Annotated in this window: 21 protein-coding genes; 19 read left to right on the forward strand and 2 right to left on the reverse strand. The window is 31.5% G+C overall.

The annotated features are described in order from the left end of the window. Window positions 1-265 precede the first annotated feature (265 nt). The 12 genes from ilvN (at window position 266) to G594_RS0112510 (ending at window position 15023) form a co-directional block, all read left to right on the forward strand. A complete protein-coding gene (gene ilvN / locus G594_RS0112455) occupies window positions 266-766 on the forward strand; it encodes an acetolactate synthase small subunit (RefSeq protein ID WP_027098887.1) in 501 nt (166 codons plus the stop codon). A 28-nt stretch (window positions 767-794) separates the two neighbouring features. Next, the gene (gene cimA / locus G594_RS0112460; protein WP_027098888.1) at window positions 795-2390 is read left to right on the forward strand and encodes a citramalate synthase; all 1596 of its coding nucleotides are present in this window, start codon (window positions 795-797) and stop codon (window positions 2388-2390) included. 16 nt (window positions 2391-2406) lie between these two features. Continuing rightward, on the forward strand, window positions 2407-3666 hold the full coding sequence (leuC, locus tag G594_RS0112465; RefSeq protein ID WP_027098889.1) for a 3-isopropylmalate dehydratase large subunit: 1260 nt from the start codon (window positions 2407-2409) through the stop codon (window positions 3664-3666). A gap of 13 nt (window positions 3667-3679) precedes the next feature. Then, window positions 3680-4165, forward strand: coding sequence for a 3-isopropylmalate dehydratase small subunit (gene leuD, locus G594_RS0112470; protein ID WP_027098890.1), 486 nt, complete (start codon window positions 3680-3682; stop codon window positions 4163-4165). A gap of 16 nt (window positions 4166-4181) precedes the next feature. Further along, entirely contained in the window at window positions 4182-5264 is a 1083-nt protein-coding gene (leuB, locus tag G594_RS0112475; RefSeq protein ID WP_027098891.1) for a 3-isopropylmalate dehydrogenase, read from the forward strand. Window positions 5265-5267: 3 nt separating this feature from the next. Beyond that, entirely contained in the window at window positions 5268-6926 is a 1659-nt protein-coding gene (gene ilvD, locus G594_RS0112480) for a dihydroxy-acid dehydratase (protein ID WP_027098892.1), read from the forward strand. Window positions 6927-6953: 27 nt separating this feature from the next. Beyond that, window positions 6954-8627 (forward strand): biosynthetic-type acetolactate synthase large subunit, encoded by a 1674-nt coding sequence (gene ilvB / locus G594_RS0112485; protein ID WP_027098893.1) that lies wholly within the window; start codon window positions 6954-6956, stop codon window positions 8625-8627. A 19-nt stretch (window positions 8628-8646) separates the two neighbouring features. Beyond that, window positions 8647-9648, forward strand: a complete 1002-nt coding sequence (gene ilvC, locus G594_RS0112490) for a ketol-acid reductoisomerase (RefSeq protein WP_027098894.1) — start codon at window positions 8647-8649, stop codon at window positions 9646-9648. Between the two features lie 340 nt (window positions 9649-9988). Continuing rightward, complete coding sequence (locus tag G594_RS0112495; RefSeq protein ID WP_027098895.1) at window positions 9989-10468, forward strand: MarR family winged helix-turn-helix transcriptional regulator; 480 nt, start codon at window positions 9989-9991, stop codon at window positions 10466-10468. Window positions 10469-10488: 20 nt separating this feature from the next. Further along, a complete protein-coding gene (locus G594_RS0112500) occupies window positions 10489-12720 on the forward strand; it encodes an ABC transporter ATP-binding protein (protein ID WP_027098896.1) in 2232 nt (743 codons plus the stop codon). Continuing rightward, complete coding sequence (locus G594_RS0112505) at window positions 12710-14578, forward strand: ABC transporter ATP-binding protein (protein WP_051196009.1); 1869 nt, start codon at window positions 12710-12712, stop codon at window positions 14576-14578. Before G594_RS0112500 ends, G594_RS0112505 begins: the two co-directional genes overlap by 11 nt. Before the next feature lie 193 nt (window positions 14579-14771). Continuing rightward, window positions 14772-15023, forward strand: coding sequence for a GIY-YIG nuclease family protein (locus tag G594_RS0112510; RefSeq protein WP_027098898.1), 252 nt, complete (start codon window positions 14772-14774; stop codon window positions 15021-15023). A 51-nt stretch (window positions 15024-15074) separates the two neighbouring features. On the opposite strand, the gene G594_RS0112515 is transcribed toward G594_RS0112510, so the two are convergent. After that, complete coding sequence (locus G594_RS0112515) at window positions 15075-15626, reverse strand: spore coat protein (protein ID WP_027098899.1); 552 nt, start codon at window positions 15624-15626, stop codon at window positions 15075-15077. Between the two features lie 600 nt (window positions 15627-16226). Between G594_RS0112515 and glmS the strand changes: the two genes are divergently transcribed. The 7 genes from glmS to G594_RS0112550 all read left to right on the forward strand — a co-directional run bounded on the left by glmS (window position 16227) and on the right by G594_RS0112550 (window position 23930). Next, window positions 16227-18053 carry a glutamine--fructose-6-phosphate transaminase (isomerizing) gene (glmS, locus tag G594_RS0112520; RefSeq protein WP_027098900.1) on the forward strand — a complete coding sequence of 609 codons (1827 nt, stop codon included), beginning with the start codon at window positions 16227-16229 and terminating at the stop codon, window positions 18051-18053. A 12-nt stretch (window positions 18054-18065) separates the two neighbouring features. Beyond that, window positions 18066-18233 (forward strand): hypothetical protein, encoded by a 168-nt coding sequence (locus G594_RS20335; protein WP_167539562.1) that lies wholly within the window; start codon window positions 18066-18068, stop codon window positions 18231-18233. A gap of 407 nt (window positions 18234-18640) precedes the next feature. Beyond that, window positions 18641-19333, forward strand: coding sequence for a PHP domain-containing protein (locus G594_RS0112530; RefSeq protein ID WP_027098901.1), 693 nt, complete (start codon window positions 18641-18643; stop codon window positions 19331-19333). A 35-nt stretch (window positions 19334-19368) separates the two neighbouring features. Continuing rightward, window positions 19369-20034, forward strand: a complete 666-nt coding sequence (locus tag G594_RS0112535) for a response regulator transcription factor (RefSeq protein WP_027098902.1) — start codon at window positions 19369-19371, stop codon at window positions 20032-20034. Then, window positions 20031-21044, forward strand: a complete 1014-nt coding sequence (locus G594_RS0112540) for a sensor histidine kinase (RefSeq protein WP_027098903.1) — start codon at window positions 20031-20033, stop codon at window positions 21042-21044. Before G594_RS0112535 ends, G594_RS0112540 begins: the two co-directional genes overlap by 4 nt. A 110-nt stretch (window positions 21045-21154) precedes the next feature. Next, window positions 21155-21925, forward strand: a complete 771-nt coding sequence (locus G594_RS0112545) for an ABC transporter ATP-binding protein (protein WP_027098904.1) — start codon at window positions 21155-21157, stop codon at window positions 21923-21925. Beyond that, a complete protein-coding gene (locus tag G594_RS0112550) occupies window positions 21915-23930 on the forward strand; it encodes an FtsX-like permease family protein (RefSeq protein WP_027098905.1) in 2016 nt (671 codons plus the stop codon). The genes G594_RS0112545 and G594_RS0112550 overlap by 11 nt, the downstream gene beginning before the upstream one ends. A 53-nt stretch (window positions 23931-23983) precedes the next feature. On the opposite strand, the gene G594_RS0112555 is transcribed toward G594_RS0112550, so the two are convergent. Continuing rightward, on the reverse strand, window positions 23984-26632 hold the full coding sequence (locus G594_RS0112555; RefSeq protein ID WP_027098906.1) for a cation-translocating P-type ATPase: 2649 nt from the start codon (window positions 26630-26632) through the stop codon (window positions 23984-23986). Between the last annotated feature and the right edge of the window lie 45 nt (window positions 26633-26677).

Consider the following 26677-nt stretch of genomic DNA (forward strand, 5'->3'; position numbering starts at 1 on the left):
GGTTTCAGAGAGTCGATGGTAGGTGCGAATCGATACTTTATTTAAATAATTATCACTCCAGAGCTGAATCCAGAAAGTTCTTTTAGAATGAGTAAGCGATATCCGGTGTGCATCCGTTATATGCAAGGGTTTGTTGGAACCTAGTGATATTATATTTCAGGCGGATTTTTATCCCACCTCTTATGGTTCATATCATTAAGGGTGGGTATTTTTATACCTTTTATCTAGTATTATTGGGGATATATTTTAATAAGGAGGAGGCTATATGGAACAAAGGCATGTGTTATCTGTTTTGGTAAAAAACTCATCAGGAGTTTTAAGTAGAGTTTCTGGATTATTTTCAAGGAGAGGCTATAACATAGATAGTCTAACTGTAGGAAGAACAGAAGATGAAAAAATCTCAAGGATGACTATTGCGATAGTTGGGGACAATGACACTTTAGAACAAGTGAAAAAACAATTAGATAAGCTTGAGGATGTAATCAAGGTCATCGACTTAAAAAGCGGAAATTCTGTGTATAGAGAACTTGTTTTGATTAAAGTTAAAGCAGATGCTGAAAAGAGAGCGGCAATTAATGAAATAGTTACTATTTTTAGAAGTAAGATTATTGATGTGTCAGTAGATACTCTAACTATAGAATTAACAGGTGACGAGAGTAAGATAACAGCATTAATAAAACTTATGGAAGAGTATGGAATACAAGAGTTGGTAAGAACAGGGGTAACAGCTCTTGAAAGAGGGGACAAAAATATAAGGAATCATTAATTAGCAATAAATAAAGGGGGCATTATATATGGGGCAGAGAAAGATTGATATATTTGATTCCACCTTGAGAGATGGGGCACAAGGTCAAGGAATATCTTTCTCTCTAGAGGATAAGTTAAAAATAGTTAGGGTACTAGATGATTTAGAAGTTACCTATATTGAGGCTGGAAATCCAGGATCTAACCCTAAAGATATGGAGTTTTTTAAGAGATTAAAGGGCGAAAGACTTAAGAATTCTAAAATAGTGGCTTTTGGTTCTACTAGAAGACCTAATACCGAAGTAGGTGAAGATAAAAATATAAAAAATTTATTGTTGGCTGAAACTTCAGTCGTTACTATATTCGGTAAGTCATGGGACTTCCAAGTGAAGGAAATATTAAAAACATCTCTAGATGAGAATTTAAATATGATTGGGGACACAATTAAATATCTGGTAAGTAAAAATAAAGAAGTGATATTTGATGCAGAACATTTTTTTGACGGATATAAGCAAAATAAAGAGTATGCAATTTCAACAGTAAAGATAGCTGCTGAAGCGGGGGCAAAATCAGTAGTTTTATGTGATACAAATGGGGGAACTTTACCAGACGAGATAAGAAATATTACTAAAGAGGTAGTAAATATAATAGGGGGCAACGTAGGTATACATTGTCATGATGATATGGGGATGGCGGTAGCTAATTCAATCGTGGCAGCACAAGTTGGGGCTAATCAAATTCAAGGAACTTTCATTGGTATAGGTGAAAGATGTGGTAATGCAAATCTAAGTACAATCATCCCAACATTAAAGTTGAAAATGGGTTATAGGGTTATTGATGATAATAACCTTTCTAAACTTACAACCGTTGCTAGATTCATAGCTGAAATTTCAAATATAACATTACAAGATGAAGCACCTTATGTAGGAGGATCAGCCTTTGCTCATAAGGGAGGAATGCATATAGATGCTGTTTGTAAGGCACCTAAGTCTTATGAACATATTAAACCAGAGTTAGTAGGAAATAAGAGAAGATTTTTGATATCTGAAGTTAGTGGTAAAAGTACTGTATATTCAGAAGTTCAAAAGATATTTCCTAATATATCTAAAGATAGTGAAGAAGTTAAGAAGATTACAAATAAATTGAAGGAATTAGAATATGAAGGATATCAATTTGAAGGTGCTGAGGGTACTGTAGAACTGGTAATGAGAAAAATTATAGGAAAATATAAACCGTTCTTTAAGTTGAATTACTTTAAAGTATTTTCAGAACAACCTTCTTGGGATAAAGAGTTTAGTTCTTCTGTAATGATAAATATAACAGTTGATGGGAAAGAAGAGATGAATGCAGCAATAGGTGATGGGCCTGTAAATGCATTAGACAAAGCTTTAAGAAAAGCATTAGATGTATTCTATCCACAATTACAAGATGTAAGGCTTGTTGACTATAAAGTAAGGGTTTTAGATTCTGAGAGTGCTACAGGCGCAAAAGTAAGAGTATTAATAGAGTCTACTGATGGGGTAGAAAATTGGAGTACAGTTGGGGTGTCAAGAGATGTAATTCAAGCAAGTTGGATAGCTCTAGTGGATTCTATTGAATATAAGCTTATAAAAGATATTGAAAGAAAAGCAAGAACATATTTTTAAGGGGGATGATTTACAAATGGGAATGACAATGACACAAAAAATATTAGCAGCACATGCAGGATTAGATAGTGTAAAGGCAGGACAATTAATTGAAGCTAAACTTGATTTAGTGTTAGGTAATGATATCACAACACCAGTTGCAGTAACAGAGTTTAAGAAATTTGGTGTTGATAAAGTATTTAGCAAGAGCCAAATAGCTATTGTTCCAGACCACTTTACTCCGAATAAGGATATAAAGGCTGCAGAACAAGTTAAATATATAAGAGAATTTGCTAAAGAAAAGGAAATTGAAAATTTCTTTGAGGTTGGTGAAATGGGGATAGAGCATTGTTTAATTCCTGAAAAAGGACTAGCTGTAGCAGGAGATGTAGTAATTGGTGCAGATTCTCACACTTGTACTTATGGTGCATTAGGAGCATTTTCAACAGGAATTGGTTCTACAGATATGGCAGCTGGAATGGCTACAGGACAATGTTGGTTTAAGGTTCCATCGGCGATTAAATTTGTGTTGAAGAATAAACCAGCTAAATGGGTAAGCGGTAAGGATATTATCTTACATATCATTGGAATGATAGGTGTAGATGGTGCTTTATATAAATCAATGGAATTTGTAGGAGATGGATTAGAATATCTTTCTATGGATGATAGATTTACAATGGCTAATATGGCTATTGAGGCAGGTGGAAAAAACGGAATTTTTCCTGTAGATGAAAAAACAGAAGAATATTTAAAAGAGCATGCTTCAAGGGAATGGAAAAAGTATGAAGCTGATAGTGATGCAGAATATGATGAGGTTTATGAAATTGATTTAAGTACTTTAAGACCAACAATTTCTTTCCCTCATTTACCAGATAACACAAGAACTATAGATAATGTGGGAGATGTAAATATAGATCAAGTAGTTATAGGGTCTTGTACAAATGGTAGAATGTCAGATTTAAGAGTAGCAAGAGACATAATGAAAGGTAAGAAAGTTAAGAAGGGAATAAGATGCATAGTGTTCCCGGGAACTCAAAAAATATATCTTCAAGCATTAGAAGAAGGAATTATAAAAGATTTAGTAGAAGCAGGAGCTGTAGTTTCAACTCCAACATGTGGTCCATGTTTAGGTGGTCATATGGGAATCCTAGCAGCTGGTGAAAGGGCTGTTTCAACAACTAATAGAAACTTTGTAGGAAGAATGGGTCATGTAGAATCAGAAGTTTATCTAGCAAGTCCAGCTGTGGCAGCTGCATCTGCAATAACAGGAAAGATTACAGATCCAGAGTTAGTATAAGGGGGAGTTTGAAATGAAAGTAACAGGAAAAGTTTTTAAGTATGGCGATAATGTAGATACAGATGTAATAATTCCAGCAAGATATTTAAATACTTCAGTGCATAAAGAACTTGCTGCACACTGTATGGAAGATATAGATAAAGAGTTTGTTAAGAATGTGGAAGATGGAGATTTTATTGTAGCAAATAAAAATTTTGGTTGTGGATCTTCACGAGAACATGCACCTATAGCTATAAAGGCAGCAGGGGTTAGCTGTGTAATAGCTTCAACTTTTGCAAGAATATTCTACAGAAATGCCATTAATATAGGATTACCTATTTTAGAATGTGATGAGGCTGTTAAGGCAATAGATAATGGAGATAAGCTAGAGGTTGACTTCTCTACAGGAGTAATTAAAAACCTAACTAAGAATGAAGAATATAAGGGAGAACCATTCCCAGAGTTTATGCAAAATATAATAGATAATGACGGATTAATTGGATATATAAGAAATAAATAAATTGGGGGTTAAAAAAATGAAATATCATATAGCAGTTATACCTGGAGATGGTATTGGACCGGAGGTAGTAGAATCAACTATTAAAGTTTTAAATGCAGTAGGAGAAAAATTTGGTCATAGATTTGATTATGAATATTTATTGGCAGGGGGATGTGCAATAGATAAAACAGGCAATCCTTTACCTCAAGAAACAATAGATGCATGTAAGAAAAGCGATGCTGTATTACTGGGGGCAGTAGGAGGGCCAAAGTGGGATAATCCAACAGCTAAAGTAAGGCCTGAACAAGCTTTGTTAGGTTTAAGAGGTGGGCTTGGACTTTATTGTAACTTAAGACCAGCATTGTTATATGCACCACTTAAAGATGCGTCACCATTAAAGGAAAGCATAATTGGTGATGGTATAGATGTACTTGTGGTAAGAGAATTAACTGGTGGAATTTACTTTGGAGATAGAGGACAAACTACTGTAGATGGAATTCCTGCAGCATATGATACTGAAAGATATAACGGAGAAGAGGTTAGAAGAATTGCTAAAATTGCTTTTGACTCAGCAATGAAGAGAAAGAAGAAGGTAACTTCAGTAGATAAAGCAAATATACTTGAAAGCTCAAGGTTATGGAGAAGAATTGTGGAAGATGTAGCTAAGGATTATCCGGAAGTAGAATTAAATCACTTATATATTGATAATGCAGCAATGCAAATGGTAAGAGATCCAAGACAATTTGATGTAATAGTTACTTCAAATATGTTTGGAGATATATTATCAGATGAAGCAAGTATGGTAACAGGATCTATTGGTATGCTTCCATCAGCATCATTAGGGAAAAATAGTTTTGGTATGTATGAACCTATACATGGAAGTGCACCTGATATTGCAGGTAAAGGAATTGCAAATCCTCTTGCTACAATACTTTCAGGAAGTATGATGCTTAAGCACACATTTAAACTAGACGATGAGGCTGCATTAATAGATAAGGCTGTTTTAAGAGTTTTAGAATCAGGATATAGAACAGGAGACATAATGAGTGAAGGTATGAAACTTGTTGGTACTGAAGAAATGACAAAGTTAGTTTTAAGTGAGATAGAAAAGGGGATGTAAAATATGAGAAGTGACGTTGTAAAAAAAGGTCCTCAAAGGGCTCCGCACAGGTCACTATTCAAAGCGGCAGGTCTTACTGAAGAAGAATTAGAGAGACCTCTAATAGGAGTAGTAACCTCACAAAATGATATTATTCCAGGGCATGTGCATTTAGATCAAATTGTTGAAGGTGTAAAAAAAGGAGTACTTATGTCAGGTGGAACTCCACTAGTATTTCCAACTATAGGAGTTTGCGATGGAATTGCTATGGGACATGAAGGAATGAAGTATTCTTTAGTAACTAGGGAGCTTATTGCAGACACAATTGAGTGTATGGTTAAAGCTCATGGATTCGATGCATTAGTGTTAATACCTAATTGTGATAAGATTGTTCCAGGTATGATGATGGCAGCGTTGAGATTAAATATTCCAGCTGTAATTGTTAGTGGAGGTCCAATGCTACCAGGAAAGTTTAAAGATACAGATGTTTCTTTAACAACTGTATTTGAAGCTGTAGGAGCATATGAAAATGGAACAATGCTTGAGGGAGATTTAAAGGAGCTAGAAGATAATGCATGTCCAACTTGCGGCTCGTGTTCAGGAATGTTCACAGCAAATTCAATGAATTGCTTGGCAGAAGTATTAGGATTAGCTTTGCCTGGAAATGGTACAATACCTGCTGTTTATTCAGAAAGAATTAGATTAGCAAAGCAAGCTGGTATGGCAGTAATGAATCTTTTAGAAAAAGATATAAAACCAAGAGATATAGTAACTGAAAAAGCTATTGAAAATGCATTAGCCTGCGATATGGCGCTTGGTTGTTCGTCAAACTCTGTATTGCATTTAACTGCTATAGCAAATGAAGCAAAATTACCAATAAATCTTGATATTATAAATGAGGTTTCTAGTAGAACACCTAATCTTTGTCACCTTGCACCAGCATCACAAACGCATATTATAGATCTTTATTATGCAGGGGGAATTGGAGCAGTTTTAAATGAATTATCTAAGAAAAATATTATTCATTTAAATTGCATTACTGCTACAGGTAAAACTCAAGGTGAAAATATAGAAGGTAAGAAGGTCAAAGATTATTCAATTGTTAGGCCAATAGAAGAGCCATATAGTGAAACAGGTGGTATTGCTATTTTAAGAGGAAACCTTGCTAAAGATGGGGCAGTTGTAAAAAGATCAGCAGTTGCAAAAGAGATGTTAAAACATAAAGGACCAGCAAGAGTGTATGACTCAGAAGAAGAGGCAATAGAAGCTATTATGGGAAAACAAATAAAAGTTGGAGATGTTATTGTTATTAGATACGAAGGACCAAAGGGTGGTCCAGGTATGAGAGAAATGCTATCACCAACATCAGCAATTGCTGGAATGGGACTAGATAAGGAAGTTGCTTTAATAACAGATGGTAGATTTAGTGGGGCAACTAAAGGAGCTTCAATAGGACATGTATCACCTGAAGCAGCTGAAAGTGGAGTAATAGCTTTAGTTGAAGAGGGGGATATTATATCAATTGATATAAATGCAGGAAAACTAGAACTAGAGGTTTCTGATGAGGAGTTAGAAGGAAGAAGAAAAAGATTAAAGCCAGTAGAACCAAAGGTTACTGAAGGATATTTAGCAAGATATGCTAAATTAGTAAGTTCTGCAAGTACTGGAGCTGTATTTAAATAAAAAAAATTATGGTAAGGAGGGGGAGGGATGATTTTAACAGGGTCAGATATAGTTGTTCAATCACTTATAGATGAGGGTGTAGATATTGTATTTGGTTATCCAGGTGGACAAGTTATTAATTTGTATGATTCGTTATATAAGTACCAAGATAAAATACGTCATATTTTAACTTGTCATGAGCAGGGGGCTGCTCATGCTGCAGATGGATATGCAAGAGCTACTGGAAAGGTGGGAGTATGTATTGCAACCTCTGGACCAGGTGCAACAAACTTAGTAACAGGTATAGCCACAGCTTATATGGATTCTATCCCTATGGTAGCGATAACTGGGAATGTTCCTATGAGTTTATTAGGTAAAGATAGTTTTCAAGAGGTGGATATAACAGGAATAACAATGCCTATTACTAAACACAATTATATAGTTAAGGATATAAATGATCTTCAAGAGGTTATAAAGAAAGCATTTTATATAGCTAAAGAGGGAAGGCCGGGACCTGTTTTAATTGATATTCCAAAGAATATTCAAGTAGAAAAAGTAGAATACAAAAAGTTAGAACCATTAGAAGTAGCAAGAAAAGAAAAATTAATTTATGAAGATAAAGTTAATGAAGCTATTGAATTAATTAATAATTCTAAGAAGCCATTTATATGTGTAGGGGGAGGAGCTATTACTTCAGACGCTAGTGAAGAGGTTATTGAGCTAGTAGAAAAGATTAACTCGCCTATATGTAATTCTTTGATGGGTATTGGAGTTGTTCCTAAGGGACATCCGTTATTAACTGGAATGATAGGGATGCATGGCACAAAAGCTTCAAATATAAGCGCTACAAAGTGTGACTTATTTGTTGCGCTAGGAGCAAGATTCTCTGATAGAGTAATATCTAATCCGGAAAATTTAAGCAATGCAAAAATTCTTCATATAGATGTAGACCCAGCTGAAATAAATAAAAATATAAAGGTTGATTTATCAGTAGTTGGTGACTTGAAGTTAGTGCTTCAAAGAATTTTACCACATATAGATGAAAAGAAGAATAAAGAGTGGTTAGAGCATGTTGAATATTTAAAAACATTAACTGCTTATAAGAAGGAAGAAGAGGAGAAGTTAACTCCACAGTATTTTTTTGAAATATTAAACAAGTTGAATCAAGGTAACTTAATTATATCTACAGAAGTAGGACAACATCAAATGTGGACAGCTCAATATTTTGATTTTAATGCTCCTAGAAGATTGATAACTTCTGGAGGTCTTGGAACTATGGGATTTGGGTTGGGTGCTTCAATTGGTGCACAACTTGGTAAACCAGATTGTAGAGTTATTAATATTGCTGGTGATGGTAGCTTCATGATGAATTGTAATGAGTTAGCAACAGCAGTTAAAAATAATTTGCCAATAGTTATAGTGATTATGAATAACAATGTTTTAGGTATGGTAAGACAGTGGCAAACATTATTCTTTGATGGAAGATATTCTAATACTACATTAGATAGAAAGACAGATTTAGTTAAGCTTGCAGAAGCTTTTGGAGCAGAAGGTTATAGAGTAACTAAAAAGGATGAGTTAGAGAGTATTTTAGAAAAAGCTTTGAAGTCAAAGGGACCTGTAGTTATAGATTACGTAATAGATAATGACAAAAAGGTATTTCCTATGGTTGCACCAGGTGCACCAATTAATCAAATAATAAGCGAGGAAGATATTCAATAAATATTAGGAGGAATAAAAAATGGTAAAAATGTATTATGAAAAAGACACAAACCTAGATTATTTAAAAGGAAAGAAGGTTGCAATAATTGGTTATGGTAGCCAAGGACATGCTCATGCATTAAACCTACATGATAGTGGAATAGATGTTATAGTTGGTTTATATGAAGGAAGTAAGTCTTGGAAGGTAGCAGAAAATGATGGATTACAAGTTGCTACAGTACCAGAGGCTGTTAAAGCGGCTGATATAGTAATGATGCTTATTCCAGATGAAAAACAAGCTGCTATATATAAAGAACAAGTTGCTCCATATTTAGAAGCAGGAAATGCTTTAGCATTTGCTCATGGATTTAATATAAACTTTGGTCAAATAGTTGCACCTAAAGATGTTGATGTATTTATGGTTGCTCCAAAGGGACCAGGACATATGGTTAGAAGAACATATACAGAAGGGTCAGGAGTACCATGTTTAGTAGCTGTACATCAAGATCCAAGTGGAAATGCTAAGGATATTGCTTTAGCATATTCAAATGCTATTGGTGGTGCTAGATCAGGAGTGCTTGAAACTACATTTAAAGATGAAACTGAAACAGATTTATTTGGTGAACAAGCAGTTCTTTGTGGAGGTGTAACAGCCTTAATCAAAGCTGGATTTGAAACTCTAGTAGAAGCTGGATATGCTCCAGAAAATGCTTATTTTGAATGTATGCATGAAATGAAATTAATAGTAGATTTAATGTATCAAGGTGGTATGGCAACAATGAGATATTCTATCTCTGATACTGCTGAATATGGTGATTACATGATAGGTAATAGAATAATCACTGAAGATACTAAGAAAGAAATGAAGAAAGTTCTTACTGAGATTCAAGATGGAACTTTCGCAAGAAACTGGCTAATGGAAAACCAAGTTGGAAGACCAAACTTCAATGCTAAGAGAAGAATGGAAGCAGAACATCCAATAGAAAAGGTTGGCTCTGAATTAAGAGAAATGATGACTTGGATTAATAAGAAGCTGGATTAATAACTACTTTAAAAAAACGCTAAAATCCCACTAATATCCACTGAATTGTGTAACAGCAACTCTCCCCAGGATATTAGTGGGATTATTTATATTAACATTTTTTAGACTATATCAATTTTGGTTGATATAGTCTTTTAATATTTAACGAAAAAGTTAATAATGTAAATACTTGTGCTTTTTGGTTATTAATTAAGTAATATAATAGATGATATTGTTTACAAAGATTAGTCGGCTAATAATTATTTTATGAAGAATTTATTAAATAGCGCACAAAATATTGAATGATAAAATATTATGCATTATTATAATAGTTAGTCGACTAATTAAAGGAGGGCTAATTATGAACAAAAACATAGATGATGAAGAATCTTTGAGATATGTTTTTTCTCAGGTTATGCGACTTCATTTTATAAGAACTCATTCATTACTTGAAGAAACTGGTTTGTATCCAGGACAGCCGCCATTATTATTTTCTTTAAATAAGAAGAATGGTCAGAGTCAGAGAGAATTATCAGAAAATCTTAATGTTAAAGCATCTACAATGGCTGTGATGATTAAGAGAATGGAGAAGACTGGTTTAATAAAAAGAGAGCAGGATGAGAAAGATCAAAGGATTTCAAGAATTTTTATTACAGATGCAGGAAAAGAAATTTGTTCAAAATTAAAAACTGTACATGAGCAAATAGAGGAAGAGGCTTTTAGAAACTTTACAGTTGAAGAGAAGTTACTACTTCGAAGATTAATGATGCAGTTAAGAGAAAATTTAGAGGAAGCTTGCGGAAAAGATAAAAATATAAGTTTTTGTAATCATCATAAGTAGACAGAGAAAGGAGAAAGGATATGCTAAAGCTTTTAAAGTATTTAAAGAAATCAATTGTACCAATTTTAGTAATAGTTCTATTCTTAATAGGGCAAGCAGTATGTGATTTATCCTTACCAGATTATACTTCTAAGGTAGTTAATATTGGTATACAACAAGGAGGAGTTGAAAATCCTGTTCCAGATGTAATAAGAGCTACTGAAATGAATAAGCTTATGCTTTTTATGAATGAAAGTGATAAGAATACAGTGTTAAGCAATTATAATCATTTAGATAAGGCATCTCTTTCAGATAAAGATTTAACAGGGGATGAGCCTATATATGAACTTAATACAAAAGATAAAAAAACTATAGAAGAGTTAAGTAATATTTTTGGCAAACCTATGTTAATAGTAGAGGGGTTTGAAAGTGATAGTAAAGAAACTAAAAAGATGAAGGAACAAATGATGGCTAATCTACCACCTCAAATGATTCAAAATGGTGACGTAGATGTGTTCCAAGTATTTTCATTAATGCCAGAAGAAGAATTATCAGAAATGAGAAAAACTATTGATGAAAAGTTTAGTGATATGCCAGATAGCATAATAACACAAAGTGCTATTTCTTATGTAAAAGGAGAATATAAAAACTTAGGAATTGACACAGATAAGCTTCAAACAAATTATATGTTTTTAGCTGGAGCTAAGATGTTAGGAATTGCATTATTAAGTGCATTAGCAACTATAGTTGTTGGGTTCCTAGGGGCTAGAGTAGCAGCTACTCTAGGTAAAAATTTAAGAAGTAAAGTCTTTAATAAGGTAATGTCATTTTCTAATACAGAGATGGATAAATTCTCTACAGCATCATTAATTACACGTAGCACAAACGATATTCAACAGGTTCAGATGCTAATGGTAATGATGTTAAGAGTAGTTATTTATTCACCTATTATAGCAATAGGAGGAATAATAAAGGTAACTAAGACTAATACATCAATGACTTGGATTATAGCAGTAGCAGTAATAGCAATACTTTCATTAGTAATGATTTTATTTATTGTTGTAATGCCTAAGTTCAAGGTTGTTCAAAAATTAGTGGATAGAGTTAACTTAGTAACACGTGAAATATTAACTGGTATACCTGTTATACGTGCATTTAGTACTCAAAAGTATGAAGAAAAGAGATTTGATAAAGCAAACTTAGACTTAACAAAGACAAATATATTTGTAAATAGAGTAATGGCTTGTATGATGCCAGCTATGATGCTTGTTATGAATGGAATTAGCGTTCTTATAATGTGGAATGGTGCACATGGAGTAGATTCAGGAGCAATGCAAGTTGGGGATATGATGGCATTTATTCAATATACAATGCAAATAATAATGTCATTCTTAATGATATCTGCAATATCAATAATGCTTCCAAGAGCAGCTGTTTGTGTGCAACGTGTTGATGAAGTAATATCTACAGATTTAATAATAGAAGATAAAGAACAAACAGAAAACTTTAAAGAAGATAAAAAGGGATATATTGAATTTAATAATGTATCGTTTAAGTATCCTAATGCTGAAGAAGATGTTCTAAGCGATATATCATTTGTTGCAAAACCAGGAGAGACAACAGCTTTTATTGGTAGCACAGGTAGTGGTAAATCAACACTGATTAACTTAATACCACGTTTTTATGATGTGACAGAAGGTAGTATTAAGGTTGATGGTGTAGACGTTAGAAATGTATCTCAACATGACTTAAGAGAGAAGATAGGATATGTTCCTCAAAAGGGTATATTATTCTCTGGAACAATAGATTCAAATTTAAGATATGGGAGAGAAGAAGCTACTGATGTAGAGATTGTAAGGGCTGCTGAAATAGCACAGGCAATGGAGTTTATTTCTTCAAAACCTGAAAGATTTGAAACTGAAATTTCTCAAGGTGGTACAAATGTATCTGGTGGACAAAAACAAAGACTTTCTATTGCAAGAGCAATAGCTAAGAATCCAGAAATTTATATATTTGATGATAGTTTTTCTGCTTTAGATTTTAAGACTGATTCAGCATTACGTAAGGCACTTAAGCAAGAAACAAGTGATAGTACAGTGTTAATAGTTGCGCAAAGAATAAGTACTATTTTACATGCAGATCAAATTATTGTTTTAGATGAAGGAAAAGTAGTTGGAAAAGGAACTCATAATGAGCTTCTAAAGAACTGTGAAGTTTATAAGCAAATAGCTTTATCACAACTTTCAAAGGAGGAGCTAGAAAATGAGCAATAATAAAAGTGGCGGAATGAAAAGAGGATTTGGTGGACACGGTCCTATGGCAGGAATGCGTGGCGGAGAAAAGGCAAAAGACTTTAAGGGCACAATGAAAAAGCTTTTAAAATATATTGCAGACTTTAAAGTTGCTTTAATTGGTATTGTGATTTTTGCATTTGGAAGTGCTGCGTTCTCAATAGTTGGACCTAAGATTTCAGGTGAAGCAACTACAGAAATATTTAATGGATTAGTGGAAAAGGTAACCGGAGTAGAAGGTGGAGGAATAAACTTTGATAGAGTAGGTCAAATACTTTTATTCCTAATAGGATTATATGTTATTAGTGCTATGTTCTCATTTATTCAAGGGATAATAATGAGTGGAATAACACAAAAAATATGTTATAACCTTAGAAAAGATTTATCAGAAAAGATAAATAGAATGCCAATGAAGTACTTTGATACGAAGACTCATGGAGAGGTTTTATCAAGATTTACAAATGATATAGATACCCTAGGGCAAAGCTTAAATCAAAGTATGAATCAGCTTATTACTTCTGTAACAATGATAATTGGTGCATTAATAATGATGTTATCAATAAGTTGGCAAATGACTCTTGTTGCTTTACTAATGTTACCATTATCAATGGGACTAATAATGGGTATAGTTAAAAAGTCACAAAAATACTTTAAAGATCAACAAAAGTATTTAGGAAATGTTAATGGTCAAGTTGAAGAATTATATGGTGGCCATACTATAGTTAAGGCTTTTAATGGTGAAGAAAAAGCTGTAAAAGAATTTGATGAGTTAAATAATCAATTATATGGATCAGCTTGGAAATCACAATTCTTATCAGGAATTATGCAACCTATGATGATGTTTATTGGTAATTTAGGATATGTTGCAGTTGCTATACTTGGAGGCTTCTTAACTATTAAGAAAACTATTGAAGTTGGTGATATACAATCATTTATTATGTATATAAGGAACTTTACTCAGCCTATAACACAAGTAGCTCAAGTTACTAACCTTTTACAATCTACAGCAGCTGCTGCTGAAAGAGTATTTGAATTCTTAGATGAGGAAGAGGAAGACCAAACAGTTGATAATCCAGTTCGTATAGAAGGTTTAGAGGGTAGAGTGGACTTTAATAATGTTCATTTTGGATACAATTCAAATAAGACAATTATTAATGACTTTACAGCTCATGTAAAGCCGGGGCAAAAGGTTGCAATTGTTGGACCAACTGGTGCTGGTAAAACTACTATGGTTAAACTTCTTATGAGATTCTACGATGTAAATAGTGGTGAAATTTTAATAGATGGTCATAATATAAAAGACTTTAATAGAAGTGAATTAAGAGAAATGTTTGGTATGGTACTTCAAGATACTTGGTTATTTAATGGAAGTATCAAGGAAAACATTAGATATGGTAGATTAGATGCAACTGATGAAGAGGTGATTGAAGCATCTAAGGCGGCTCATGTTCATCATTTTGTTAAGACATTACCTGATGGATACAACATGGAACTTAATGAAGAAGCAAGCAATGTATCTCAAGGGCAAAAGCAATTACTAACAATTGCAAGGGCGATACTTGCTGACCCTAAGATCTTAATACTTGATGAAGCTACAAGTTCAGTTGATACAAGAACAGAGGTATTAATTCAAAAGGCTATGGATAACTTGATGGAAGGAAGAACTAGCTTTGTTATAGCTCATAGATTATCGACAATACGTGATGCTGATTTGATTTTAGTTATGAATCAAGGGGATATAGTTGAGCAAGGAAACCATGAAGAGCTATTAGCTAAGGGTGGATTCTATTCTAAATTATATAATTCACAATTTGAAAAAGAAGAGGGAACAGCAGTATAGCATTATAAAGAACTCTTTAAGAAACTAATATTATTAAGATAAGATTTCAGAATTAAATATAATTTCAAAGAGCAAGGTGTGAAATAAATGTCTTGCTCTTTTTTAGTGAAAATACTTGGAGAATAAACGGGTTCTTTAAATTTTTCTTATTTTCTTTTATACTTGATTTATAAGTTTTAGATAGGGTGAGTTTATGAATTATGTTTATATATTAAAATGTGGCGATGATTCTTTATATACAGGTTGGACTAATAATTTGGAAAAAAGGTTTAAGGACCATTGTAGTGGAAGGGGAGCTAAGTATACTAAGGGAAGAGGTCCCTTAGAATTAGTTTACTATGAAGAATTTGAAGATAAAAGTGGAGCTATGAAAAGAGAGTATGAAATAAAGCTACTAACTAGAAAGCAAAAAGAAGAGTTGATTTTTCAGAAAGTAAATTTATAAGTTATTAGTTATATAATAAGTGAAGCTCAAGGTTTTAACCTTGAGCTTTTGCTATTGTTGAGAAACTTCATTAAAGAATGAAGCAGTAGCATCTATTAAAGGTTGAGGGGCAGGAGATAATGGATAGAATCCCTTTTTAACCATCCACTCCCAAACTTCATAAGCGTGATTACATGCCATTGTAAAAGCATCTTTTAAAAATTCTCTTAAAGTAGGATTACCGGCTTCCATGGCACTCCAAGCATACTCTCTGCCTGCTCTTTTTAAAGTTAAAAGATATGCTGTAGCCATCTCTCTATCATTAAATTGTTGAATGCTAGTGTTAGGTGTTACCGGAATCGGTGGTATAGGGGAAGTTGTAAAATCTACTAGTGTTTTATTTAATGGTGGAACATTTAGTTTTTCAGAGGGACCATTTGCTTCTTTAACAAATTTAACCTTCATATTATAGTCTTGAACATGAGCTGCGAATTGACTTTCAAAAATAGCCTTTAATTCAGGATCCATAGCTTTTTCCTTAAACATAGCCATATTTGTAATTGTGTTTACACAGCTCATCATTAATTCGCTTAAATTATGTAATTCTCCAGGTGTAAGTTGCATATAAATACCTCCTAAATAAAATTATTAACAGTATTAGGATTAGTAAAAGAATTGGGAAATATACAAAAGAATAAATGAATAATAATACAATATAAATGAATAATTATTCTTAAATAAACCTCGTGGCAAATACGATGGGAACTAGTTATATAGTTAAATAGAGGTCTAGACATCTATGAAAATAACTAAAAGAAATTAAATTGTCACAAAAATAAATGCAATTTTATACAATATTACTATAGACAAACTTTAAAAATATGATAAAATTTCAATAGGGTGTAAAATATTAATGAATGGAAGTGATTTTATAGATAATAAGATAATTAAAGATAAATAAAAGCGCCAGAACTATATTTTATATAGTTGACGAGGTTGGGGAGTATCGAAACTTTTCGGCGGGTGCCCCACGGTATCGCACTACCGTAAACAACTGGCAAAACTATGGAGCAATTCGTAGCACAAATCCAGTTTGGTGTTAAAGCCTTCAAGGTTATGGCTTTTGAGTCCTAGGATTATTATACCCTTTTATGATTTTGCTAGGAGAAGTCTTAACAGAAGATGACAATTAAATATAGGATACAAAAGGAAGGAAGAAAAAATATGTGCGGAATAGTTGGATATGTAGGAAATAAAGGAGCAAAATCTTTCTTAATAGATGGATTATCAAAACTTGAGTATAGAGGGTATGATTCAGCAGGTATTGCAGTTTTAGATGGGACAAGTATATCTCTTGCTAAGCAGAAGGGAAGACTTTCAAATCTAGAAGGAGCTTTAAAAAGTAAAAGTTCAGAAGGTACTATAGGAATTGGTCATACTAGATGGGCTACTCATGGAGAACCATCAGATAGAAACTCTCATCCACATAAAAGCTCAAAAGGAGATATAGCAGTAGTTCATAATGGAATTATTGAAAATTACCTTGAACTTAGAAAGTGGTTAATATCAGAAGGGTATGAATTCTTTTCTGAAACTGATACTGAGGTGGTTCCAAATTTAATTCACTATTATTATGAAGGAAATCTTTTTGAGGCTGTTGTAAAAGCTACTAAGAAGCTGGAAGGAAGTTACGCTTTAGGAGTGGTTTGTGGAGATGAACAAGACAAGCTAATAGCAGTAAGAAAAGATAGTCCACTAATTGTAGGATTAGGAAATGGAGAAAATTTTATTGCTTCAGATATTCCAGCAGTAATTAAGTATACAAGAGATGTATATCTTTTAGATGATAATGAATTTGTAGTTATGGATAGAAACGGAGTTTCTATTTTAAGTGCAAATGGAGAAAGAATAGATAAGAACATTTATAAAGTAACATGGAGTGAGGATGCTGCTGAAAAGGGTGGATATGATTCATTCATGTTAAAAGAAATTCATGAACAACCCAAAGCTATTAAGGACACTATATCTTCTAGAGTATCAATAGAGAATGGTGTCTTTTTTGATGACTTTAAATTATCTAAACAGGATTTGGATAATGTAGATAGAGTGTTTATAGTAGCCTGTGGTACTGCATATCATGCAGGATTAATGGGAAAAACATTAATTGAAAGAATGGCAAAGATTCCTGTTGAAGTAGATATAGCATCTGAATTCAGATATAGAAATCCACTTGTAACAGAGAAATCTTTAGTGATTATAGTAAGTCAGTCAGGAGAAACTGCAGATACATTAGCTGCATTAAGAGACTGTAATAGGATAGGGGCAAGGACTTTAGCAATAACAAATGTAGTAGGAAGTACAATTTCGAGAGAAGCAAATGATGTAATTTATACAATGGCAGGACCAGAAATAGCAGTTGCATCTACTAAGGCATATACAACACAAGTTGTAGTTATGCATTTATTAGCTCTATACTTTGGAAAGATAAAAGGAATTTTAGAAGAAACAAAGGAAAAAGAAATTGTAAGGGCTTTATTAATATTACCAGATAGAATTGAAAAACTTTTAGAGGAAAAAGAGAATATAGAAGATATAGCTAGATTGTTAGCTAAAGAAGAAGATTTGTTCTTCTTAGGAAGAGGTATGGACTATGCATTAGCTTTAGAAGGATCTCTAAAACTAAAAGAGATATCTTATATTCATTGTGAGGCTTATGCAGGTGGGGAATTAAAGCATGGAACAATAGCTTTAATTGAACCAGGTACAAAAGTAATAGGATTATTTACTCAAGGTGATCTTAAGGACAAGATGGTAAGTAATATGGTTGAAGTAAAAGCAAGAGGTGCTAATATAATTGGGTTAGGATACCATGGAGAAGAACTTGATAAATCGGTATTTGATTATGAAATTAGGATTCCCCAAATATCAGATATAGTAGCTCCAGTTTTGGCTGTAGTAGCGTTGCAATTATTAGCTTACTATACAGCAAAGGAAAAAGGTTGTGATATTGATAAGCCAAGAAATTTAGCCAAGTCAGTAACAGTTGAGTAGGAGGATAGTATTATGAGAGAAGAATTAAATAAATTAATAAGTGAATACAATGAAACTAAAAGATGCTTAGAGATGGGAATAGAATGGTTGCCAGAAAATGATTTTGCTAAAGCAAAGTTAGATATGCTTAATGTTATAATTGGAGATTTAGAAAAGTTATCTAAAAAAGAAATGAACTAATCAAAAGTTATCTTGTGAATAACTAATAAATTTGGTGGATAATTTACAAAGAGCTGTGAATAAAAAGTAATTTTGTTTAGGAGAAGGTGAGGATCACTTTCTCCTTTTAATTTTAAGAATTAGGAATATATATTCTTTTAAAAGAAAAATAATATTAATAATTTATCTTTTAAAAATATTATTATTTATTTTAATTTGTTTTTTAAGTAAAGACTAGTTAAGCAACAAGCGATTGTTATTGTAACAGAAAAAATTGCAACTAATGTTTTCATCTTAAAGTTCCTTAATAAATATTCTATATTTTATCTTATGATAGAAAAATTAATGTTGATAAAATAAATTTCTATTAGAAGTTAAATATTTAGTTCATAGAATAATAATATAACTTTAATTCAATGAGGAGTAATATGTATACTAAGGGAGACTTTCACATACATTCAACTGAGTCAGATGGGGAGCTTAAGCCAGGAGAAATTATTTTATTAGCTAAGGAAAGAAAAATTGATATAATTGCTTTAACAGATCATAATACTGTATCAGGAGATAAACAAGCAATAAAGGTTGGAAAGATTCATGGAGTAAAAGTTATTCCAGGTATTGAATTGTCAACGAGATACAAAGGAAATAGAGTTCATATACTTGGATATTTTAAAGATAATAGATATGAAGGTGAAGAGTTTAAAAAGATGCTTAACTCTATGAAAAAAGGGAAATTTAAAGAGTGCCAGATATATCATAAAGGAAAATTAAGTTTCAAATCAGAGGGAGGGAAGATAAGTACCTCTGCTGGAGTAGAATTTTTACATCATTATGGAGCTTTTGTTGTTTTAGCACATCCAACCTTATTAAAAAGAGAAGCTTTTAATGAATTAATTAATTTGAATTTTGATGGTATTGAAGCTAAATATTATAGGAATAAAGAAAATGAAACTGAATATTTTATTAGCATGGCTAAAGAAAAAGGAATTATATATACAGCAGGATCCGATTTTCACTCTTTAAGAAAAGTGGATTTAAAGCATGGGACCTTAGGACAAATTTTTTTGGAAGAGGATGAAATAAAAGTTTTTTTAGATAAACTATATGAGAAGGGTGTATAATCTTTCTCTATACATATAAAAGGAGAGCAAGAAGAATGCAAAAGATTATTATTGTTGAGGATACAGAGAAGATTAGAAATGAGTTGAAAGAGTTCTTAAGTAAATACGGCTATGATGTTAAAGTGCCCAAAGATTTTAAAAATATAATTAATTACATTTTTGAGGAAAATCCAGATTTAATATTGTTAGATATTAATCTACCTGTTTTTGATGGATATTATATTTGTAGAGAGATTAGAAGTAAGTCAGATGTACCTATTATTATTGTAACAAGTAGAGATAGTGAGATGGATGAGTTGATGAGTATGAACCTAGGTGCGGATGATTTTATAACTAAGCCATATAATACTCAAATCTTATTAGCTAGGATAAGTTCTATATTAAGAAGAGTTAATAGTTCATCATCTCAATTATTAATGCATAATGGACTTAATCTAAATTTATCTAGTGGGAGTATATCTTACAACAATAATATATCAGAGCTTACCAAGAATGAACTGAAAATATTAAATTATTTAATATTAAATAAGGAAAAGATAGTGTCAAGAGATGAACTAATGGAGTATTTATGGTCTTCAGAAGCATATGTAGATGATAATACTCTTTCGGTAAATGTAACTAGGCTAAGAAAGAAGTTAGAGGAAATAGGGTTGAAGAATGTTATAGAAACTAGGAGAGGATTAGGTTATATATTAATATGAGTTTGAAAGCATATCTAAGAGATAAAGGAATGTTTTTAATAGTAAACTTATTTCTTCTATTAACTTTTTCGGCATTTTTATTATTTTTAAATATAAAGAGTGAATATGTAATTATAGTAATTTTAGCCTGGAGTATGCCAATTACATCACTTTTAATAATTGAATATTGGAAAAGGAGAGAATACTATACTTCAACAATAGAGCTTTTAAATAATTTAGATAAAAAGTTTTTATTATCAGAGCTAATACATAAACCAGACTTTATTGATGGAGAAATTTTATATGAAATTTTATTTGATACCAATAGAGATATGCATGAATTTTTAAAAGAATATGAAAGAAAGCAAATAGAGTATAGAGAGTATATTGAGACATGGGTTCATGAAGTGAAAACACCTTTAGCATCTAGTAAACTAATAATAGATAATAATAGAAATGAAATAACAAATAGTATAAAAGAAGAAATTAGTAAAGTAGAAGAGTATGTGGATCAAGTATTATATTACTCTAGGAGCAAGGATACCAGTAAAGATTATATAATCAAAGAGTTTTCATTAGGAGATTTAGTTAGAAAGATAATAGGAAAAAACTACAAAGATTTTATTAATAAAAATATTAAGCTAGAGTTAAGTGAAGTTAATGAAAATGTATTTAGTGATACTAAGTGGTGTGAATTTATAATAAATCAAATATTAATTAATTCTATAAAATACTGTGATAAAAATGATCCTAGGATAGAGATAAAATCTATTTCAAAAGATACAAAAGTGATTTTATCGATAAAAGATAATGGTGTAGGAATTTCAGAAAAAGATATAAAAAGAATATTTGATAAAGGATTTACAGGAGAAAATGGAAGAGACTATGGTAAATCTACAGGTATGGGTCTGTATATATGTAAAAGTCTTTGTGAAAAGCTATCTATAGGGATAGAAGTGACATCAGAAAAGGATAAATGGACCAATGTAGATATAATATTTCCGTTGAATAAGAAGGAGCTATTTAAGTAGCTTCTTTTTCTTATCTTTCAAAAATGAAAGGTAAGAGTAATGTTAATCAATACTACAAAAGATAAAATAATTATAAAATATGCTTAAAGATGATAGATGGAGGAACTAAAATGAAAGAGATTTTACAAGTTAAAGATATAGAAAAATATTATGGAAATAAAGGAAATGTTACAAAAGCTATTAATAACATTAGTTTTAATGTAGAAGAGGGTGAATTTGTTGGAATAATGGGACCCTCAGGAAGTGGTAAAACTACATTGCTAAATTGTATTTCTACTGTTGATAATATAACAACAGGAAATATTAAAATAAATGGTAAGGAAATAACTAAGTTAAAGTCTAAAAGTATAGAAAAGTTTAGAAGAGAAGAATTAGGTTTTATATTTCAAGATTTTAATCTTTTAGATACTTTAACTGCTTTTGAGAATATTGCATTAGCATTAACTATTCAAGAGGGGAAAAAAGCTAAAAATATAAGAGATAGAGTTTTAGAAGTTGCTAGAAAGTTAGATATTGAAGAGGTTTTAAGTAAGTTTCCATATGAAATGTCGGGTGGACAAAAGCAAAGAGTTGCAGCAGCTAGAGCTATAATTACTAATCCATCTTTAATATTAGCTGACGAACCTACTGGAGCTTTGGATTCTAAAGCGTCAAGATTATTATTAGATTCCTTTGAAAAGTTAAATGAGGAAATGAATGCTACAATACTTATGGTTACACATGATGCTTTTACGGCAAGCTATGCCCATAGAATTCTATTTATAAAAGATGGAAGAGTATTTAATGAACTAATTAGAGGAAATGATTCTAGAAAAGAGTTTTTTAATAGGATTATTGAGGTTGTAACCTTACTTGGAGGTGACACAAATAATGTATTCTAAAATGTCAGTTAGAAATGTCAAAAGAAGTTTTAAGGATTATGCAATATATTTCTTAACGTTAACTTTTGCTGTATGTATATTTTATTCTTTTAATTCTATATCATCACAAAAGGCAATGATGGATGTTACAAACAGTAAAGCTGAAATAATACAAATGCTTTCTAAAATAATTTCTATGACATCAGTGTTTGTGTCAATTATATTAGGATTTTTAATAATATATGCAAATAATTTTTTAATAAAAAGAAGAAAGAAAGAAATAGGGTTATATATGACCTTAGGTATGGGGAAAAGAAAGATATCCTATCTATTAATAAAAGAAACCTTTTTAATTGGACTCTTATCACTTGGGTTAGGTCTTATGGCAGGTGTAGTGGTATCTCAAGGATTATCTTTATTTACATCAAAACTATTTGAAGTGAATGTATCAAAGTTCAATTTTGTATTTTCTACTAACGCAGCTATAAAAACATCCTTATATTTTGGGCTGATATTTATACTTGTTATGATATTTAATACTTTGGTAATTTCTAAATATAAGTTAATAGATTTATTAAGAGCAGGAAGAAAAAATGAAAGCATAAAAATAAAGAGTACAAAAGTATCTTTTTTATTATTTCTATTATCAATAATTTTAATAGGAGTAGCCTATTTTATAATTTTAAAATTTGGATTTGATAATGGAATTAGCTATGTTCAAATTTCTGTTATCTTAGGCATAGTAGGGACAGTGTTATTGTTTTTATCTTTATCTGGTTTCTTAATTAATGCATTAGAAAAAAGTGAAAAATTTTATCTGAAGAATTTAAATATGTTTGTTCTAAGGCAGATAAATAGTAAGGTTAATACTACATATATTTCTATGTCAGTTATTTCTTTAATGTTATTTTTAACAATTACTCTCTTATCTACAGGGGTAAGTTTTAAGAATTCCTTACAAACAACTTTAAAAAATAACACTCCCTATGATGTGACTTTCTATTCATTTTCAACAGGGGATGAGGAAATTGCGAATATATCAAAATCTTTAGATAAAATAGGACTTGATTATAATAATGCTTTTAGAGAATATTTTTCATATAACTTGTATACAAGTAACGAAGGAATTAAGAAGTATATATATAACTATGGAAATGATAAAGTTAAAAAGAATTTGGATTCTTATGATAAGAATTTAGATTGTATTGCAATATCAGATTATAATAAGTTAAGAGCAATGGCTGGAGAAAGTACATTTAATCCACAAAAAGATGAAGTTATTCTAATATCAAATGTGAATGATTATGATAAGGCTGTGAATAAGTTTATAGAAAATAATAAAACAATGAGAATTGGTAACAACGATTATAGGATTATAAATAAAAAAGCTTTGAAAGATAATTTAGAAACAAGTGCATTAGCCACGAAGTTTATGGTAGCTGTATTACCTGATGAAGTAGTAAAGGATATGGAGATAAGTACTACTTATTTAAGTGGTAATTATAAGGAGAAGTCTGAGAAGATAGAGAATGAAATATATGATGTATTTACAGGATTTACAACAAGAAAATATGGCTATGATGAATATGGATTTATTTTAGGGGAAACTAGAGATATGGCTTATGATGCAAGCGTTGGAATGTCAGTTACAGTAATGTATATAGGTATATATCTAGGAGTAATATTTTTAATATCAAGTGCAGCAATATTAGCACTTCAACAATTATCAGAAGCAAGTGATAATATAGAAAGATATGAAGTGTTAAAGAAGATAGGAACATCAAGTAATAATATTAATAAAGCAGTGTTTTCACAAGTATTTATATATTTTATGATGCCTCTCACGATTGCTATAATTCACTCTATAGTAGGAATTATAATAGCTAGTAAAGTAATATCTATGTTTGGGGCGTCAAGTATTTTAGTATCAGCTATAATTACTGCAATAATAATTATAGTGGTTTATGGTGGATACTTCTTGACTACATATGTTGGATATAAGAATATAATTAAGGTAAGAAGATAAAGAGGTAAGAATGGAAAAAGTAGCTGTTGAATTAATCAACAGCTACTTTTGTATTAAATACTTAAATTTTTTTCTGCATTTTTTTCTTCTGCTCTATCACTATCTTTAGCAAATACCTTGTACACTTGAATTACAAGTGTTGGGAAGAAAGCTAATAAGTATATGGCTAAAACCAATGAACTACTTAAGCTAGCAACTTGGAATAAGTTTTGTAGTGGTGGTATAAATAGTACTGCATTTAAGAATATTAATCCAGTTCCAAATGCATACCAGCTAAATTTGTTAGAGAATACTCCAAGACTAAATACAGATTTCTTACCTCTACAGTTAAATCCATGGAATAATCTAGCTAGACATAAAGTAGAGAATGCCATTGTGCTTGCGATTTCTTTGTTTCCAGTAGATAAACCAATGTGGAAAGCAATTATAGTAAATATTGCAATTAATAAACCTTCAAATGCTATTTCTATCATAAAGTCTTTTGTTAAGATAGATTCTTTACTATCTCTAGGCTTATCTTTTAGTAAATCTTTACTTGATTTCTCCATTCCTATTGCAATAGCAGGAAGTGAGTCAGTTAATAGATTTATAAATAATAGATGAACTGGAGCAAAAGGTACTGATAAATTCATGATTGAAGCATATAAAACAGCTATTATACCGGACATATTACCAGATAGTAAGAACTTAATAGAGTTCTTTATGTTTCTATAAACATTTCTACCATTGGTAATAGACTTAACTATTGTAGCAAAATTGTCATCAGTAAGGATCATTGAAGCAGCATCTTTAGAAACTTCAGTTCCTGTTATCCCCATTGCAATACCAATATCAGCTTGTTTTAAAGCAGGAGCATCATTAACACCATCACCTGTCATAGCAACAATTTTTCCTTTGTTTTGCCATGCGTCTACTATACGAATTTTGTTTTCGGGTGAAACTCTAGCATAAACAGATATATGAGAAAGTTTTTTGTTTAATTCCTCATCAGACATTTTATCAAGCTCAAGGCCTGTTACAGCCATATCACCTTCTTGAAGAATACCAATTTGTTTAGCAATAGCAGAAGCAGTGATTTTGTGGTCACCAGTTATCATAATAGGTTTGATACCTGCCATGATACAATCCTTAACAGCTTCAGCAGACTCAACTCTTGGAGGATCTATCATTGAAATTAATCCTAAGAAAGTATAGTTGTTTTCATCATCTAAACTCAATTCTTTTTCAGAATCTAATTCCTTATAAGCAAAAGAAAGAACTCTAAGGCCATTTTCTGATAAGTATTGGTTTGTATTTAAAATTCTATCTTTATCAGCTTGAGTTATTTCTTTAACACCTTCAGAAGTTCTTATATGAGTAGTTCTATCAAGAAGAACATCTAATGCACCTTTTGTATACATAACATATTTATTATCTATGTAGTGCAATGTACTCATTAGTTTTCTATCTGAATCAAAAGGAATTTCTTTTAATCTCTTAAATTCATCTCTTACATCCTGCTCGTTTAATGAATGAACATGTCCTAAGTTAACAAGAGCAACTTCAGTAGGATCACCTATTTCTTTTCCATCTACAGAAGTAGAGTCATTACAAAGAATTGCAGCTCTCATTAAATCTTTTTGAACTAGGTTATCATTGAACTTTATATCTTCTGATTCAATTAAACTATTATCGACAAAAATCTGTTTTGTAGTCATTTTATTTTGAGTTAATGTACCTGTCTTATCTGAACAGATGATAGATACACAACCAAGTCCTTCTACAGATTTAATATTTTTAATAATTGCATTTTCTTTAGCCATTTTTTGAGTACCTAAAGCTAGTACAATTGTTACAATAGAACTTAAGGCTTCAGGAATAGCAGCAACAGCAAGGGCAACAGCAAACATTGATGCATCTAATATTTCGGTTTGTCTATATACGCTTAAACCAAATACAATAATACAAATTATTAAGATGATTGTAGCAAGCTTTTTACTGAAATCATCTAAAGTTATTTGAAGGGGAGTCTTCTTTTCTTTAGTTTGCTCCATTAAAGTAGCTATTTTTCCAAGTTCGGTTGTCATACCTGTATTTGTTACTACAATAAGAGCACGTCCATAAGTAACTAGTGAACTTGAGAATACCATATTCTTTTGATCACCAAGTGCAACTTCTTCGCTATCAATTACCTCTTCAAATTTATTAACACTTTCAGATTCGCCAGTAAGTGCACTTTCATTTACTTGTAATGAGAAGCTTTCAATTATTCTACCATCTGCAACAACTAGGTCTCCAGCTTCTAATACAACTATGTCTCCAGGAACAACTTCCCTTGAAGGTATCTCTACCTTTACACCATTTCTTATAACCTTAGCATTAGGTGAAGAAAGTGCTTTTAAGCTATTAAGAGATTGCTCTGCCTTTACATTTTGTACTGTACCTAAAATAGCATTCATAATAATAACAGCAAAAATTACAAGGGTGCTTTCAACATCTCCTGTAGCCATAGAGATAAGGGCAGCTACTATTAATATTCCTACTAAAAGATCTTTAAATTGCTCTAAGAAAACAACTAATACACTCTTTTTCTTTTTTTCTGTTAATTCATTAAATCCATTTTCCTCTTTTGATTTATTTACTTGTTCAGTAGATAAACCTTCTTTAGTCACATTAAAGTGGTTTAAAACATCCTTGGATGATTTTGAAAAAAACTTGTCCATAATATCTTCTCTCCTTTTTTGAGTAATAAAAAAAGACCCCTAATA

The organism is Clostridium paraputrificum AGR2156 (assembly GCF_000424025.1).
Classification (GTDB): domain Bacteria; phylum Bacillota; class Clostridia; order Clostridiales; family Clostridiaceae; genus Clostridium; species Clostridium paraputrificum.

Bases quoted from the DNA above. Each gene is read 5' to 3' on its own strand.
- ilvN (WP_027098887.1), top strand. From the start codon at position 266: ATGGAACAAAGGCATGTGTTATCTGTTTTGGTAAAAAACTCATCAGGA.
- cimA (WP_027098888.1), top strand. From the start codon at position 795: ATGGGGCAGAGAAAGATTGATATATTTGATTCCACCTTGAGAGATGGG.
- leuC (WP_027098889.1), top strand. From the start codon at position 2,407: ATGGGAATGACAATGACACAAAAAATATTAGCAGCACATGCAGGATTA.
- leuD (WP_027098890.1), top strand. From the start codon at position 3,680: ATGAAAGTAACAGGAAAAGTTTTTAAGTATGGCGATAATGTAGATACA.
- leuB (WP_027098891.1), top strand. From the start codon at position 4,182: ATGAAATATCATATAGCAGTTATACCTGGAGATGGTATTGGACCGGAG.
- ilvD (WP_027098892.1), top strand. From the start codon at position 5,268: ATGAGAAGTGACGTTGTAAAAAAAGGTCCTCAAAGGGCTCCGCACAGG.
- ilvB (WP_027098893.1), top strand. From the start codon at position 6,954: ATGATTTTAACAGGGTCAGATATAGTTGTTCAATCACTTATAGATGAG.
- ilvC (WP_027098894.1), top strand. From the start codon at position 8,647: ATGGTAAAAATGTATTATGAAAAAGACACAAACCTAGATTATTTAAAA.
- G594_RS0112495 (WP_027098895.1), top strand. From the start codon at position 9,989: ATGAACAAAAACATAGATGATGAAGAATCTTTGAGATATGTTTTTTCT.
- G594_RS0112500 (WP_027098896.1), top strand. From the start codon at position 10,489: ATGCTAAAGCTTTTAAAGTATTTAAAGAAATCAATTGTACCAATTTTA.
- G594_RS0112505 (WP_051196009.1), top strand. From the start codon at position 12,710: ATGAGCAATAATAAAAGTGGCGGAATGAAAAGAGGATTTGGTGGACAC.
- G594_RS0112510 (WP_027098898.1), top strand. From the start codon at position 14,772: ATGAATTATGTTTATATATTAAAATGTGGCGATGATTCTTTATATACA.
- G594_RS0112515 (WP_027098899.1), bottom strand. From the start codon at position 15,626: ATGCAACTTACACCTGGAGAATTACATAATTTAAGCGAATTAATGATG.
- glmS (WP_027098900.1), top strand. From the start codon at position 16,227: ATGTGCGGAATAGTTGGATATGTAGGAAATAAAGGAGCAAAATCTTTC.
- G594_RS20335 (WP_167539562.1), top strand. From the start codon at position 18,066: ATGAGAGAAGAATTAAATAAATTAATAAGTGAATACAATGAAACTAAA.
- G594_RS0112530 (WP_027098901.1), top strand. From the start codon at position 18,641: ATGTATACTAAGGGAGACTTTCACATACATTCAACTGAGTCAGATGGG.
- G594_RS0112535 (WP_027098902.1), top strand. From the start codon at position 19,369: ATGCAAAAGATTATTATTGTTGAGGATACAGAGAAGATTAGAAATGAG.
- G594_RS0112540 (WP_027098903.1), top strand. From the start codon at position 20,031: ATGAGTTTGAAAGCATATCTAAGAGATAAAGGAATGTTTTTAATAGTA.
- G594_RS0112545 (WP_027098904.1), top strand. From the start codon at position 21,155: ATGAAAGAGATTTTACAAGTTAAAGATATAGAAAAATATTATGGAAAT.
- G594_RS0112550 (WP_027098905.1), top strand. From the start codon at position 21,915: ATGTATTCTAAAATGTCAGTTAGAAATGTCAAAAGAAGTTTTAAGGAT.
- G594_RS0112555 (WP_027098906.1), bottom strand. From the start codon at position 26,632: ATGGACAAGTTTTTTTCAAAATCATCCAAGGATGTTTTAAACCACTTT.